The 13971-nt window shown below is 71.4% G+C and carries 10 protein-coding genes; all 10 read right to left on the minus strand.

The window, feature by feature from the left end; genetic code table 11:
- Positions 1–20: 20 nt before the first annotated feature.
- Positions 21–353, minus strand: a complete 333-nt coding sequence (locus tag ACFYUS_RS32065) for a hypothetical protein (RefSeq protein WP_388860040.1) — start codon at positions 351–353, stop codon at positions 21–23.
- A gap of 108 nt (positions 354–461) precedes the next feature.
- Positions 462–2327, minus strand: coding sequence for an RICIN domain-containing protein (locus tag ACFYUS_RS32070; protein ID WP_388860043.1), 1866 nt, complete (start codon positions 2325–2327; stop codon positions 462–464).
- A 365-nt stretch (positions 2328–2692) separates the two neighbouring features.
- Positions 2693–3478 (minus strand): enoyl-CoA hydratase/isomerase family protein, encoded by a 786-nt coding sequence (locus tag ACFYUS_RS32075; protein WP_388860046.1) that lies wholly within the window; start codon positions 3476–3478, stop codon positions 2693–2695.
- A gap of 11 nt (positions 3479–3489) precedes the next feature.
- Positions 3490–5712, minus strand: coding sequence for an acetate--CoA ligase family protein (locus ACFYUS_RS32080; RefSeq protein WP_388860049.1), 2223 nt, complete (start codon positions 5710–5712; stop codon positions 3490–3492).
- Positions 5713–5820: 108 nt separating this feature from the next.
- Positions 5821–6435 carry a DUF4291 domain-containing protein gene (locus ACFYUS_RS32085; protein WP_388860052.1) on the minus strand — a complete coding sequence of 205 codons (615 nt, stop codon included), beginning with the start codon at positions 6433–6435 and terminating at the stop codon, positions 5821–5823.
- Positions 6432–7001 carry a hypothetical protein gene (locus ACFYUS_RS32090; protein WP_388860055.1) on the minus strand — a complete coding sequence of 190 codons (570 nt, stop codon included), beginning with the start codon at positions 6999–7001 and terminating at the stop codon, positions 6432–6434. The genes ACFYUS_RS32085 and ACFYUS_RS32090 overlap by 4 nt, the downstream gene beginning before the upstream one ends.
- A 20-nt stretch (positions 7002–7021) precedes the next feature.
- Complete coding sequence (locus ACFYUS_RS32095; protein WP_388860058.1) at positions 7022–11650, minus strand: putative T7SS-secreted protein; 4629 nt, start codon at positions 11648–11650, stop codon at positions 7022–7024.
- A 6-nt stretch (positions 11651–11656) separates the two neighbouring features.
- The gene (locus ACFYUS_RS32100) at positions 11657–12217 is read right to left on the minus strand and encodes a hypothetical protein (protein WP_388860061.1); all 561 of its coding nucleotides are present in this window, start codon (positions 12215–12217) and stop codon (positions 11657–11659) included.
- Positions 12207–12608: a hypothetical protein gene (locus tag ACFYUS_RS32105; RefSeq protein WP_388860064.1), complete on the minus strand. Its 402-nt coding sequence runs from the start codon at positions 12606–12608 to the stop codon at positions 12207–12209. Before ACFYUS_RS32105 ends, ACFYUS_RS32100 begins: the two co-directional genes overlap by 11 nt.
- Before the next feature lie 153 nt (positions 12609–12761).
- Positions 12762–13937 carry a flavin-containing monooxygenase gene (locus tag ACFYUS_RS32110; RefSeq protein ID WP_388860067.1) on the minus strand — a complete coding sequence of 392 codons (1176 nt, stop codon included), beginning with the start codon at positions 13935–13937 and terminating at the stop codon, positions 12762–12764.
- Positions 13938–13971: the final 34 nt, after the last annotated feature.

A 13971-nucleotide genomic window follows, 5' to 3' on the forward strand; every position in this document is an offset into this window, starting at 1 on the left:
CGGGGGAGACGGCCGGCGACCTACCGCGGCCGGTCGGGAGGGATGTGGCCGGGGGCGTCCCAGGGGAGGTGGTCGCCGGGGCGCTGTTTCGGGGTGCGGCGGGCCCTCCAGGCGTTGACGAACAGCTGCTCCTGATCGGAGAGGCGGTCGTACGTCCCGGGCGGCACGTCGTCGTCGTGCCACGCGGTGCCGGGCAGCTCGGGAGCCGCCGCGCGGGAGTCCGCGGGCAGGGCGACCAGGGCCAGTCTCGGCGGCAGCAGCTGGGTGACCGGACCGAGCGCGCGCAGCGCGACGATCACGGTCTCCCAGTCGCCTTCCTCGACCACCACGAGTACTTCGCGCTTCTCGTCCATACCGTCCTGCTTCCTTCGGGTCGGGTGGTTGCGGTGGGGCCGTCCGCGGGGCTGGACGCGGGGCCCGGCCCCGCGGACGGTCGTCACGTGCGGCGGGACCGGACGTGGTCAGAGACGCCAGCGTTGGTTGTCGCCGCCCCACCAGTCCCACTGGATGAGCTGCGCGCCGTTGTCCAGGGAGATGCCCGAGACGTCGACCACCTTGCCGCTGTGCTTCGCCGTCAGCTTGAAGAAGCCGTCTTCGACGGGTTCCACCCGGAACCGCTGGTTGTCGCCGCCCCACCAGTCCCACTGGATGAGCCGGGCACCGTTGTCCATCGACGCGCCCTCGACGTCGAGCACCTTGCCGCTGTGCTTCGCGATGATGCGCACATAGCCGTCACCGACCGGTTCCAGCCGCCAGTTCTGGTTGTCGCCGCCCCAGTAGTCCCACTGGATGACGGCCGCGCCGCTTGCCGTGTCGATGCCCGTCACGTCCATCGCCCTGCCGCTGTGCTTGGCGAGAAGCGGCTGGTACTGGAACTGCCAGCGCTGGTTGTCGCCGCCCCAGTAGTCCCACTGGATGAGCCGGGCACCGTTGTCCTTGGAGATGCCCTCGACGTCGAGCGCCTTGCCGCTGTGCTTCGCGATCAGCACGTGGACTCCGTCGGCGATCGTGTCGAAGCGCCAGCGCTGGTTGTCGCCGCCCCACCAGTCCCACTGGATCACGGGGGCGCCGTTGTCGGGAGAGATGCCTGAGACGTCCAGTACCTTCCCGCTGTGCTGGGCGACCGCCCGGACGTATCCGTCGCCGACCGCCTCCAGCCGCCAGCGCTGGTTGTTGCCGCCCCAGTAGTCCCACTGGATGACCTGCGCGCCGTTGTCCGGCGAGATGCCCGAGACGTCGAGCGCCTTGCCGCTGTGGCGGGCGAAGAGCGGTGTCACCACCGACCAGCCGAGGTGGCTCGCCGTGTAGTCGCAGAAGCTGAAGTCGTTCTGCTTCATCAGGCAGGCCGACCCGCCTGACGGGGCACAACTGGCGCAGTTGCCGTTGTTGACGCCGAAGCGGCCCCACCGTCCGCCGCAGTCGCACCCGCTGCTGGCGTACTCGTCGGGGCAGCCGAAGATGTGCCCGGACTCGTGCGCGAAGACCCGGTCGATGTTGTCGGGGCCCCATCCGTCGTTGTTGTAGTCCATCACCACGCGCGGCCCACCGATGCTGGCGTACGCGAAGTGGCCGATGGGGTACTTGGTGAAGAAGCCGCAGTACGTCCACCGGGTGCCCAGCCTGCTCCGGATGGCCTCGACGTAGGACAGGACGCCGTTCCAGTCGGCGCTGTAACCGAGCGCGCCCATGGCGGGGTCCCGCCAGAGGGCCTCCAGGTCGGTCGCCGAGGGGTCGGGCTGGGTCGACAGGCTGACGGTCTGGATGTCGTAGCTGAAGCTGATTCCGGCGAGCGGGTTGGCGCTCGCCAGCCACCCGAGCCCGTTCTGGACCTCCGCGACGACCTTCGTCCGCTCGTCGTCGGTGAACTGCAGTGCGGCGGTGGGGCCCTGGACGATGATGATCCCGACCGCGACACTGCCTTCGAGGTAGGCGCTCGTCGGCGGGGCGAACGCCGCCGCCCCGGCACGCGTGTCCGAGGTGGGGGTGGGGACCACGGTGGTGCAGCCGGGCATGTCCCAGCGCTCGCCGGCCCTCGGCCGGTCGGCCTTGGCGGCGATGAAGCCCTCCGACTGCCGCAGGCGGAGTGCCGCCAGCCCGAGACGCTCGATGTCCTTCAGGCCGTTCCTGGCGTCCTCGAAATCCGACGCCTTCGGTACGGTCGTGGGCGATTCGTGGTCGACGTCGGAGAGGATGTTGAGCCGTCCGTACCGGTGGACCGTCCGTCCGGGCGGGTTCTCCCCGTTCGGCGGTCGCGTGGCCGACTGCTGCCCGGGCGGCCGTGGTTCGGCCGTCGTCTCCATCACATAGAGGTCGTCATATCGCGCCATGGGAACTCCAGTTGTCGCGCGGGCGCTTCCCGCCGCGAGGCCTGGAGCATGCTCGTCACGCCGAACCACGCTCACCGGATGCCACGTTCAGGAAGCGACCGATACATGTCTCGGCTGATCGCCGAATGCGAGACAGGTCCCTGCGCGTCTCGATGAGCGCGCACTGTGAGGGGGGACCGTCGTGACATGTCCGCTGTCGCTCTTCGAGTGATCCCGGCCGGGCGCGGCCGCGGACCGGCGAAGAGGTTTCACTTCCAGGGTGGCACCTGTCGGCGGGAGTCGCGACTCGGTACGCACAGTGACGTATGCATGATGCACACAGCACGCGCGGTACGCACAGCACGCACAGAGGGAGACAGCCTCCGCTACCGCCCCTCGTACCGCGCCTCCCGCCGCTCCACGAAGCTCGCCACCCCCTCCTGCGCGTCCCGTGTCGTCATGTTGATCTCCTGGGCCGTCGCCTCCGCCGCGAAGGCGACGGAACGGTCCACGTCCAGGGACGCGTTGACCAGCTGTTTCGTGAGGGTCAGGGCGCGGGTCGGGCCCTGGGCCAGGCGTTCGGCCCACTCTCGGGCCGTCTTCGCCAGCTCGTCCGCCGGGACGACACGGTTCACCAGGCCCATGCCGAGCGCCTCCGCCGCCGGAAGCGCGTCGCCGAAGAACATCAGCTCCTTGGCGCGCTGGGGGCCGATCAGCCGGGGGAGGAGGTACGCGCCGCCGCCGTCGGGCACGAGGCCCCGCCGTACGAACACCTCGATGAAGCGGGCCGAGTCCGCCGCGAGGACCAGGTCGCAGGCGAGGGCGAGGTGGGCGCCGATGCCGGCCGCCGTGCCGTTCACGGCGGCGATGACCGGTTTCTCGCAGTCGAGTACGGCGGAGACGAAGCGCTGTGCGCCGAGGCGGATCATGCGGGCGACGTCTCCCGCGACCCGGTCGCCGGAGGACGGGGCGCCGCGCAGGTCCGCGCCCGCGCAGAAGCCGCGGCCGGTGGCCGTCACCACGACGCAGCGGACGGTGGGGTCGGCGGAGGCTTCCTCCAGGAGGCGGATGATCTGCTCGCGCTGGTCCCAGGTGACGGCGTTCATGGCCTCGGGGCGGTTGAGGGTGATCCACGAGACGCCGTTCTCGACGGAGTGGAGGACGTCGGCCATCGGGGGGACTCCTATCGGCAGACCGCGAGGGCGTCCAGGGCCACCGCGCCCTGTCCGCGCGGCAGCACCATCAGCGGGTTGATGTCGAGTTCGGCGAGGTCGCCGTCGAGTTCGAGGGCCATGCGCTGGACGCGGAGGACGACTTCGACGAGGGCGTCGATGTCGGCGGGCGGGGCGCCGCGCACGCCGTCGAGGAGGGCGCGGCCGCGGAGTTCGTCGAGCATGGAGCGGGCCTCGCGTTCGCCGAAGGGCGGGACGCGGACGGCGGTGTCGTCGAGGACCTCCACCAGGACGCCGCCCAGGCCGACCGTCACGGTCGGGCCGAAGAGTTCGTCGTGGGTGACGCCGACGACCATCTCGACGCCGCGCCCGACCATCTGGCAGACGAGGATGCCGTCGAGGTCGATCTCCTCGAAGCGGGCGATGTCGGTGAGTTCGCGGTAGGCGTCCCGGACCTGACTGGCCGAGGTCAGGCCGACCTTGACCAGGCCCAGTTCCGTCTTGTGGGCGAGCTGGGCGCCGGAGGCCTTCATCACGACGGGGTAGCCGACGAGGCCGGCGGCGCGGACGGCGGCCGCCGCGCTGGTGACGAGCTGTTCGCGCGGCACCCGTATCCCGTACGCCCGCAGCAGCTGCTTCGCGGCGTGCTCGCTGAGCCGCCGGCCGGGCCGCATGAGGGCCTGGGCCTTGCGGAGGGAGGGGGAGGGGGTGCGGGGGGCCTCGTCGAAGGGGGAGCGGTAGGAGGCGGTGAAGCGGTGGTGGTCGAGGTAGGCCTTCACGGCGCCGATGCAGTTGGAGAAGGTGCGGAAGGTGGCGACGCGGGAGGAGCCGAGGAGGGTCGTGCGGTAGGCGTCCTCGGTGCCGACGGGGGAGCCCCAGACGACGCACACCAGCTTGTCCGTGGCCTCGGCGGCGTCGACGAGGTCCTGGGCCAGCTTGTCGCTCATGGGCGGGAAGGGGCCGGTGATGGGGCAGATGAGGACGCCGACGGAGGGGTCGGCGAGGATCGCGTCGATGATCTTCCGGCCGCGCCAGTCGCCCACCGGGTGCCCGCCGTTGTCGACGGGGTTGGCGACGTTCAGGTACTCCGGGATCCACTGGTGGAGTTCGTCCTGCTTGGCCTGCGGGAGCGTCGGCAGGGAGAGGCCCGCCGCCGTGGCCAGGTCGGCGAAGTGGGCGCCCGTGCCGCCGGAGATGGAGTAGACGACGACGCCGTCGGCGAGGGGCTTGCGCGCGCGGGCGAGGAGGGCGGAGGTGTCCTGGAGCTGGTCGAGTCCGTCGACACGGATCACCCCGTACTGCCGCATGGCGGCGTCGACGACCCGGTCGGCGCCGGTGAGCTTGCCGGTGTGGGAGGCGGCGGTGCGGGCGCCGGTCTCGGTGCGGCCGACCTTGACGGCGACCACGGGGACGCCCTGGCGGGCGGCCCGGTCGGCGGCGAGGAGGAAGGAGCGGCCGTCCTTGAGGCCCTCGACGTAGCAGGCGATGGCCCCGACCTCGGGCCGCCCGGCGAAGTACGAGAGGAAGTCGGCGGTCTCCAGGTCGGCCTCGTTGCCGGTGGGCGCCCAGTGGGAGAGGCGGACGCCGAGCTCCTGGAGGGTGAAGACGGGCCGCCCCTGGTGGCCGGACTGGGTGATGAGGGCGATGGCGGGGCCTTCGAGGTCGTCGCGGAAGCGCTCGAAGGCGTTGAGGTTGGTGTTGGGGCCGAGGAGGCGGAGCCCGGAGCGGCGCACGGCGGCGGCGAGCCGTTCCTGCGCGGCGGCGCCGCTCTCCCCGGTCTCGGCGAAGCCGGAGGCGAAGGCGACGGCGAACCTCACCTTGGTCTCGGCGAGCTCCTCGATCACCGGCAGCGGGTCGGCGACGAGGAGGACGGCGAGGTCGACGGGTTCGGCGAGCGCCCGGACGGACGGCACGCAGTCGATCCCGAAGACGCTCGTACGGGTCGGATGCACGGGCACGAGCCGGGCGCCGACCCGCTCCGCCCAGGCGATCAGCTGCCGCGTGATGCCGGTGTTGGGCCGGCCCTCGGCGTCCGAGGCCCCGATGACCGCGACGGACCCGGGCCGGAAGAACCGGTCCAGGTCGGGCACGGGCAGGTGCAGCGGCCTCCCGCTGACGTCCAGGTCCCCGGCGACGGCGGTGACGCCGTGCACGGCGTCCCTGGGCGCCTCTCCGCAGGCGACCACGCGGGCGCGGAGATCGGTGGTGAAGGTGCCGTGAGTCGATCCAAGCATGTGTGTCGCCCGCCCTTCACCCATCCGTATACACCTGACGCTCAGTCAGATTACAGAACTGACGCTCAGTCAGGAATGGGTGTGCGCGGACGGACTCGGGCGGCCCCCTCAGCCGATGCGGGCGGCGAGGTCGGCGGGGAGGGGGTACGGACGCTCGGGCGGGAGCAGTTCGTGAGCGGTGGCGGGGTCGCCGGTGAGGGTGGCCTCGCGCACCTTTCCGGCCAGCGGTGTCACATCCCGGATGCCGGTGATCCAGTCGTCCACGTACCGGTCCACGGCCTCGCCCGACAGTCCGATCTGGAGGGCGCGGCGGGGCAGGGGCTGGAGGTCGAGGTCACGGTCCGGGTCCCACTGGACTCGGACCGGGGAGGAGCGGAGGGTGTCGCGCCACTCGGTCTCGGTGGTGAACCGGTCGCGGTCGAAGTGGCTGAGGCAGGCGTGGCCGAGGGCCCACTCGAAGCCCTCGCGGGTGATGTCGATGGCGAGGACCCGTTCCTGGTCGGTCTTGGTGGCCCACCCGCAGCGGTACATCATCCACAGGAAGGAGGGCTTGATCCAGGTCATGCGGGTGCGCTTGAACGGGGCGACGAACCGGCCGGCGGCGAGGGCGGGCTCGGCGATCCCGGCCCCGTACGCCTGGTAGACCGTGATGGTCTCGTCGGTGAAGACGGCACGGACTTCGTGCGTGCGGGCCTCGCGCCCGCCGGCCCCGTCCTCGCTCATGCGGAGGGTTCCTCCGCCCATGCCTGGGGCTTCAGTGTGATCGGGTCCGAGACGGTGCGCGCGCCGCAGACGTAGGCGAGCCAGCGCAGTTCCTCCCAGGAGAAGAACGGCTCGCCCCAGGTGTCGAGCCAGAGCCGCAGCCTGCCCTGATCCCCCGGGGCGCGGGTGAGGTCCCAGAACGCCCAGCCCCGCGCCTCGAGTTCGGGGTCGAAGCGGGACAGCCAGTCCTGGATCTCCCAGGGGGCGCCGCCGGTGCGTTCGGTGTACCGCTCCCGGCCCTCGGCGGCGAAGGGTTCGGTGGGGCCGCCGCCCCGGCAGACGCCGATGAACCATGCGGGGATGCCGTCGAGGGGGAGCTGTTCCTCGTCGAAGTCCTCCTCGGCCGCAAGGCCGTAGACGGCGGCGAGTACCTCGCGGAGCCTGCTCGCGTATGCGCCGGGGCCGTCGGCTTCGCCCGTCTCGGGCTCCAGCTCGACACAGGCGAGCAGGGGGACGGCGGGGTCGATTTCGGGGCGCCCGGAAACGCGGGACCTCTCCTGTTCGACACCTTCGATTTCGTGCAGCATATCCGTGTTTCCCGTTACTCTCAATCGAAATCCTGGACGATCTTACCAGAGCCCGGAATGATGACCTTCCGCATTTTGTCGATGACCTCTCCGGGGAGTCCGTAGAGGTCAGTGCCCCTGGTCGGGTCGGAAATCTCCGGATAGAACTTCTTTACTTGTTTCCATTCCTGCTTGGTGAATCCGAGGCCGTCCGGTTGATCCTGAGGCACCGCGTTCCGGCGGATATCGTCGACGAAACTCTTCGGGACCTCGAAGGAGACGATCTGTCCGTTGTCGCCGCGGAATTCGATCGTGTGGCGGATGTCGCCGCTCATGTTCACGTAGAGCTGGTTGTTTCCGCTGATGGTCACGTTGCCGTTCTCGTCGACGTGAACGCGCTGGCTGAGCGGGTGTTCCGTCTGTTTGCGGTAGACCGTGACCGTGCATTCGTCGGGTGCGAGGCCGAGATGGTCGGACCAGGTGAGCGGGTTGTGGACGTACGTGGCGGGATTGGGGGCAGGCGCGAGTCCCAGCGGGTCGGGGGAGAGGTAGCGCGCCGTCTCCGGGTCGTACGTACGGAAGACGTTGTGGTGGAGCCCGGTCTCGGGGTCGAAGTACTGGCCCGGGAAGCGGAGCGGGGTGTAGGTGCTCGCGTCGCGGTTCCAGAAGGTCGTGCCCCAGACGGTCGAGCGGGCCCGCCAGGCGATCTCGCCCTGTTCGGTGACGAGTTCCGTGGGGGCGCCCACGAGGTCCGTCACGATCGAGAAGAACCGGTCGGCGATCTCCTCGTGGGAGGCGGTGAGGATGCGCTCGGTCTGGGCCAGGGGATGCAGGCCCTGGTGGTCCCAGGTGAGGGTGACGAGGCGGTCGGCCGTCTCGGCGGACGTCGTGGTCTGCTCGCAGAGGGTGGCGCCCTCCCAGGTGAAGGTGGTCTCCTCCAGGACCTCGCCGTCCGGCGCGTGCCGGCGCTTGGCGATGCGACGGCCCAGCGGGTCGTACAGATAGCTCCAGCGCGTGCCGTCGGGGGTCACCACGCCGACCAGGCGGTCCTCGGCGTCCCAGGTGTAGCGCCAGGTGTCGGGCTTGCGGGAGAGACGGGTCTTCTGCCGCAGCACGACGCGTCCCTGCGCGTCGTGCTCGTAGCGCAGTCCGCCGGCGTCCGTGAGGTGGTTGCCGTCGTACGTGCGAGGGCCGGCGGCCGTCTTCTGGTCGGGCCGGCCGGCGGTCCAGGACGCGTCGGTCTGGTTGCCGGCGGCGTCGTAGGCGTACCGCTCCGCCCAGTCGCGGGCGTCGACGGCGGTGACGCGGGCGGCGGCGTCGAGGGTGTAGGCGCGTGGGCCGTTCAGCGCGTCGTCGACAGCGGTCAGGTGGCTGTCCGCGCGATAGGCGTACGAGCGGCGCTGCAGGGTACGGCCGTCGTGGCCGATGAGGTGCTGGTCGGCGAGGCGTCCCTGGGCGTCGAAGCGGTGCGACAGGGTGACGGACGTGCCGACCGTGCGGGTCAGCTCGCGGCCCGTGGCATCGTGCTCGAAGGTGAGGGTGCGGCCCGAAGTGGTGAGCCGTGTGCGGTTGCCCGCGGCATCGTGGCTCCATTCGCTGACGGCCCCGGTCGGCGTCGTCCGCCGTGCCGGGCGGCCGAGTTCGTCATACGCGAAGCCGAGCGTGCCGCCGTTGACGGTCTCGGACCGGAGAAGTCCCGCCCGGTCCCTGACCCGGCTCAGGGTCGCATCGGGTCCCGTCGCCCGCGCCAGTTCGTCGAAGAAGTCGTATTCGTAGCGTGTGACGGCTCCGGCGGCGTCCTTGAGGACGATCTGACCGAGGTCGTTGTACGCGTACCGGACGACCTCTCCGAGGGCGTTGGTGCGGGCCGTGAGCTGTCCGGCCTCGTCGTAGGCGTACCGGAGGGTGCGACCGTCGAAGTCCGTCTCGGAGGTCAGCCGGCCGGCCGGGTCGTAGGCGTAGGACCAGGTCAGGCCCCTCGGGTCGGTGACGCCGGTGAGGCGGAGCTCCGTGTCGTGGGTGAACTCGTAGCGGGCGCCGTCCGGGCCCGTGCGGGCGGCGAGCCGGTCGAAGTCGCCGTACTCGTAGGCGGACCGGCCTCCGGCGGGGTCGGTGTGGGTGAGGAGGTTGCCCTCGCCGTCGTAGGTCCAGGACTGCTCGCTGCCGTCGGGCTCCACCCGGTGGAGCAGCCGGCCCTCCACGCTCCAGGTGAGGCGGGTGACCCGGTCGAGGGGGTCGGTGACCGTGACGGGGCGGCCGAAGGCGTCGTGGGTGTACCGGGTGACGCCGCCGTGGGCGTCGGTGGACTCGACGACGCGTCCGGCGGCGTCGCAGCGGACGCGGGTCGTGGTGCCGTCGTGACCGGTCGTCGAGGCCAGGTGGCCGCGGTCGTCGTACGTGTAGCGGGTGGTCGTGCCCGAGGGCCCCGTCACCGAGGTGCGGTTGCCGCGCTCGTCGTACCGCTGGCGGACGGTGGTGCCGTCCGGCCGGGTCACCCGGACGGGGAGGCCGAGCTCGTTGTAGTCGATGGTGGTGGCGCGGCCGTCGGGCCTGGTCACCGAGGTGACCCAGCCGTGCTCCTCGTACGTGACGCGGGTCGTCCGACCGAGTGGGTCGGTGCGGCTGAGCAGGTGGTTGTAGCGGTCACGCTCGTAGCGGGTCGTCGCCCCGCCGGCGTCGGTCTCGGCGACGACCCGGGCCTGGTCGTCGATGTGGTAGACGCGCTGGTGGCCGAGGGCGCCCGTCACGGTGGTGGTGCCGGGCTCGTAGCGGAAGCGGGAGTTGACGTGTCCGTGGGTGCCGGACTGGGCGACGCACCGGTCCCTGTCGTCGTAGGCGTAGTCGAAGTGGCGGCCGTTCGTATCGGTCCACGAGACGATGCGAGACCGGTCGTCGTAGCCGAACCGCAGGGGCCGGCCGGAGGAGTTGACGACCTCGGTGAGCTGTCCCTCGGCGTAGGCGTAGTCGAGGACCCGGGTGCCGTCGGCGAGGGAGAGCGCGGTGACGCGGCCTTCGCCGGTGGTGATCCGGACCTCGTATCCGCCGCTGTGGCGAACGGCGGTCGGCGTGCCGTCGGGGTCGTGGTCGTACGCGATCCAGGCGCCGTTGCGGTCTTCCAGCTGGACGAGCAGGCCCTCGGGCGTGAAGTGCCAGACGCGCCCGGACTCGGGGTCGGTGACGGTGTAGTCGTCCTCGGGCGTACGGGCCAGCGGCCAGCGGCGGCCGTGCGTGGGGAGGACCGGGAGCCCGGGGGCCGGGTGGGGGTAGGCGAGGAGGCTGCCGTCCTCGCCGACGAGGACGACGCCCTCGGTGTCGATCTCCAGACGCTGGTCGAGGGTGCTCGACCAGGAGGGGCCGAACCAGCGTCCGGCGCGGAAGGAGGATTCGAAGGTGCGGGCGAGGACGAGCGGCAGGGCGCCCGGCAGGACGAGGTCCGTCTGCGGGAGGACCATCCGCCCGGTGGCGACGTCGACCGGGTCGTCCACGCACACCTTGTCCTTGGGGGTGCGCGAAGTGGCGCCGGGACCGTCCTTGTCGAGGTGCGTGCGGCCCGGCAGCTTGAAGTCGTCGGCGTGCTTGGCGACGGTCGCGGCCTTCTTGAGGGCTCCCAGCCCCTTGGAGCCGACGAGTTCGGGGATGAGCTTGCCCACGCCCTCCGCCGGGTCCTTCATGAAGGCGTCGACCATGTTCTTGGCGGTGCCCACGGGGTCGTTGACCGCGGTGACCAGGCCCGCCGCCGTCGAGTTGAGACTCATGACGTACTCGGCGGGGTGCGTCAGGTTGTAGGGGTCCGTGGGGTTGACCGACCGCACGAAGTTGACCAGGCCGGCGGTTCCCTTGATCACGCCGCCCGTCAGATGGGCGGCGTCGATCTGGAGTCCCTGGATGCCGTCGCCGACCTGCTCCGCGTACGAGGGTTTGGGCGGGGCGGCGTCCCGTGCCGCGGTGATCGCCGCGTGGGCCCGCTCGGCCGCCTCGTTGCGCTGCTGACGGGCCTCGACGACCTTGTCGTAGGCCGCCTTGACGCCCGCCTCGCCCGGGTCGGTGAAGCCGGAGGGGCGGGGCGGCAGTTCGTCCTTCTCGGCCTTGACGGCGGCGTTGTACTCGTCGACCTTCGCGTTGTAGGCGGTACGGGCGTCCTCGGACGCCTTCTTCGCCGCCTTGTAGTCGGCGATGGCCTCCTCGGCGCGCCCCTGGGCCCACTCCACCGTCTCGGCGAAGCGCGTCAGGGCGTTCTGCGCCTTCTCGAAGGCGTCCGCGGCCTTGAACCACTTGGGCGGCTCCTGTGCGACGGACTCGCCGAAGGCCTCGGCGGCCTGGCCCTTGATGGCGCTGGAGTCCAGGCCTTTGATGCCCTTGCCGACCTTGTCGAAGTTGGTGCGGAGGTCGCCGAGGTGCTGGGCGTTCGCCCGCAGCTTCGAGACGCTGCCGTAGATGATCTTCTTGGGGTCCTCGGTCTCGTCGAGCTCCATCTCGGCGACGTCGGCGCCCATGACGTTGGCCAGCGAGCGGCTCTTGTCGCGGATCCAGTCGGCGCCGCTGTCCCAGCCCGCCTTGTCGGCGAGGTCGGCCGTCTTGTCCCCGGCCCATTCGACGAGGTCGCCCGCGCCCTCGACCAGATCCTCGCCCGCGTCCTCGATGAAGTCCGGGGTGAAATCCCGCCAGCCCATGTGTGGTTACTCCCCGTTGCCGTCGGCCTGCTCCACCAGGTCGTTCAGCGATCCGATCGCGCCGTTGTCCTTGAGGTTGTCGCCGGTGGCCTGCCAGGTCTCGCTGATGTTCTGGTTCGCCTGCAGAAACGAATCGACGCTGTAGTCGGGTTTGTAGACGTCAGCGCTGAAGATGTCGTTCCAGTCCTTCTGCTCGATGGAGTCCTCATCGGCGTGCGGATTTCCGTAGAGCGAGTTGACTCCCACTTTGAAGGCGCCCTGGAGGTACTGGTCCTCCTCCCACAGGGTGCCCGCCGCGATTCCGAGGCCGGCCGCCAGGGTGCTGGCGTCCTGCACCAGGGCGCGCACTCCCCACTCCCAGCGCTCGCAGAAGTCCTCGAAGACGCCGGCCACGTCGGGATGTCCGGCCTCCATGCCCGTCATGGAGAGCGACTCGAAGCCGGCCCCCATGGAGGCTCCGCCGGCGCTGCCGACCTCGCGCAGCTCGGCCACGGCGCCCCGCAGGCCCTCGGTGATGTTCCGTACGGCGCCCGCGTCCATCGCGAGGTCCTTGTTCTCACCGCCCATGGCCCACCTCCGGCCGCACGTCGACGGCGACCGCGTCGGGAACGATTCCGCTCACCGGCGGGAAGAGCATGGAGCGCTCCTCGTCGGCGACGTCGACCGCGACCCCGGTGGGCCCGTCCAACGACGGGACGACCTCGTCGAGGAGCCGCGCGCCGAGGATCGCCACGTACTCCAGTTCGGCGGCCGGGTCCGCGCCCCGCGCGACGACGAACCGGGCCAGGGCGTCCTCGCCGGTGAACGCGTACACCCAGCGAACGCCGCCCCACTTCCCGGACATGATCCCGCCGTCCTCGACGGGAGCGAGGAGCACGGTCCTCCGGAACTCCCCCACCATCCGCTCGGGTCGCCCGCCCCCGGCGCGCACGGTGTCGATCTCTTCCTGCAAGCTCATTCCGCGGGCCCCTCTCCCCGTATCCGCGCGTTCCACCGTACCCAGGCATCCGCGGGCCCGGCTACGGGGTACCAGCCGGCCTGTGGACAACAGGGGCCCCGGCGGCGGCGCGAGGCGCCGAGGACTGTCCGGCGGATCAGGGACGGACAGGCCCTAGGCGGCTCCTCGCGCGACCGGCCGCCTGTCCGCCCGCGCGATCCGGCGCGCGATCTTCTCCGCGTCGATCGCCAGCTCGCGGAACATGCCGCTGATCGGGTTCGTGAACCCCGTGAAGTACAGCCCGGGGGTCGCGCGCGGGCTGCGGGCCCCGTGCGTCACCGGCAGGCCGCGCGCGTCGAGGACGTCGAGGTGGCCGAGGAGCGGTTCGAGGGCGCGGCGGTAGCCGGTGGCGGCGATCACGGCGTCCGGGGTGATGCGGGTGCCGTCGGCGAGGAGGACCTCGCCGTCCTCGAAGGACTCCACGGCGGCGACGATCTCGACCTTCCCGGCCCGGACGGCGTCGATCAGGCCGACGTCCTGCACCGGGACCGCGCCTTCCCGCTGCCGGGTGGCGAGGCCCTTGTCGGGGCGGGGCAGTCCGTACGCCGTGAGGTCCGGCGAGGCGAACCGGGCGGACAGCGCGCCCAGCAGGTCGACCAGCGCCACCGGCAGTCGCCGGACCAGGATGCCGGAGCGCTGGGCGGGCCAGCCGAGGGTCGTGCGGCGGACGACGTGCGGGACGGTGCGGACCGCGAGCCGCACGCGGGCCGCCCCGCCGCCGGCGAGGTCGGCGGCTATCTCGGCGCCGGTGTTGCCGATGCCGACGACGAGGACGTCCTTCCCCTCGTACGGCCCGGGGGAGCGGTACGCGCGCGCGTGGACGAGCCGTTCGCCGTACGCGTCGAGGCCGGGCCACTCGGGCAGGCGCGGGGTGTGGTTGTAGCCGGTGGCCACGACCACCGCGCGGCCGGTGAGCCGGCGCCCGCCGGTGGCGTGCAGGACCCAGTCCGCGCCGGACCGCTCGATCCGGTGGACCTCGACCCCGGTCACGATCTCCAGCTCGTGCTTCTCCGCGTACGTCTCCAGGTAGCGGACGACGTCGGCGCGGGCGACCCAGCGGCCGAAGGAGCGGGGCATCTTCAGCCCGGGGAGGGCGGAGAGCCGCCGGGTGGTGTGCAGCCGCAGCCGGTCGTAGTGCGCGCGCCAGGAGGCGCCGACGGCCTCGGACTTCTCCAGGACGACGGCCCGGACGCCCCGTGCGCGCAGGGCGGCGGCGACGGCGAGTCCGCCGGGTCCGCCGCCGATGACGTACACGGGGTGGACGGGAGGTGCAGGGGGGGTGGTGGCCATGAATGCTGAGCGTAATGACGTGTACACGCAGTGG

The organism is Streptomyces sp. NPDC004284 (assembly GCF_042874035.1).
Classification (GTDB): domain Bacteria; phylum Actinomycetota; class Actinomycetes; order Streptomycetales; family Streptomycetaceae; genus Streptomyces.

Bases quoted from the DNA above. Each gene is read 5' to 3' on its own strand.
- ACFYUS_RS32065 (WP_388860040.1), bottom strand. From the start codon at position 353: ATGGACGAGAAGCGCGAAGTACTCGTGGTGGTCGAGGAAGGCGACTGG.
- ACFYUS_RS32100 (WP_388860061.1), bottom strand. From the start codon at position 12,217: ATGGGCGGTGAGAACAAGGACCTCGCGATGGACGCGGGCGCCGTACGG.
- ACFYUS_RS32080 (WP_388860049.1), bottom strand. From the start codon at position 5,712: ATGCTTGGATCGACTCACGGCACCTTCACCACCGATCTCCGCGCCCGC.
- ACFYUS_RS32110 (WP_388860067.1), bottom strand. From the start codon at position 13,937: ATGGCCACCACCCCCCCTGCACCTCCCGTCCACCCCGTGTACGTCATC.
- ACFYUS_RS32105 (WP_388860064.1), bottom strand. From the start codon at position 12,608: ATGAGCTTGCAGGAAGAGATCGACACCGTGCGCGCCGGGGGCGGGCGA.
- ACFYUS_RS32075 (WP_388860046.1), bottom strand. From the start codon at position 3,478: ATGGCCGACGTCCTCCACTCCGTCGAGAACGGCGTCTCGTGGATCACC.
- ACFYUS_RS32085 (WP_388860052.1), bottom strand. From the start codon at position 6,435: ATGAGCGAGGACGGGGCCGGCGGGCGCGAGGCCCGCACGCACGAAGTC.
- ACFYUS_RS32070 (WP_388860043.1), bottom strand. From the start codon at position 2,327: ATGGCGCGATATGACGACCTCTATGTGATGGAGACGACGGCCGAACCA.
- ACFYUS_RS32090 (WP_388860055.1), bottom strand. From the start codon at position 7,001: ATGCTGCACGAAATCGAAGGTGTCGAACAGGAGAGGTCCCGCGTTTCC.
- ACFYUS_RS32095 (WP_388860058.1), bottom strand. From the start codon at position 11,650: ATGGGCTGGCGGGATTTCACCCCGGACTTCATCGAGGACGCGGGCGAG.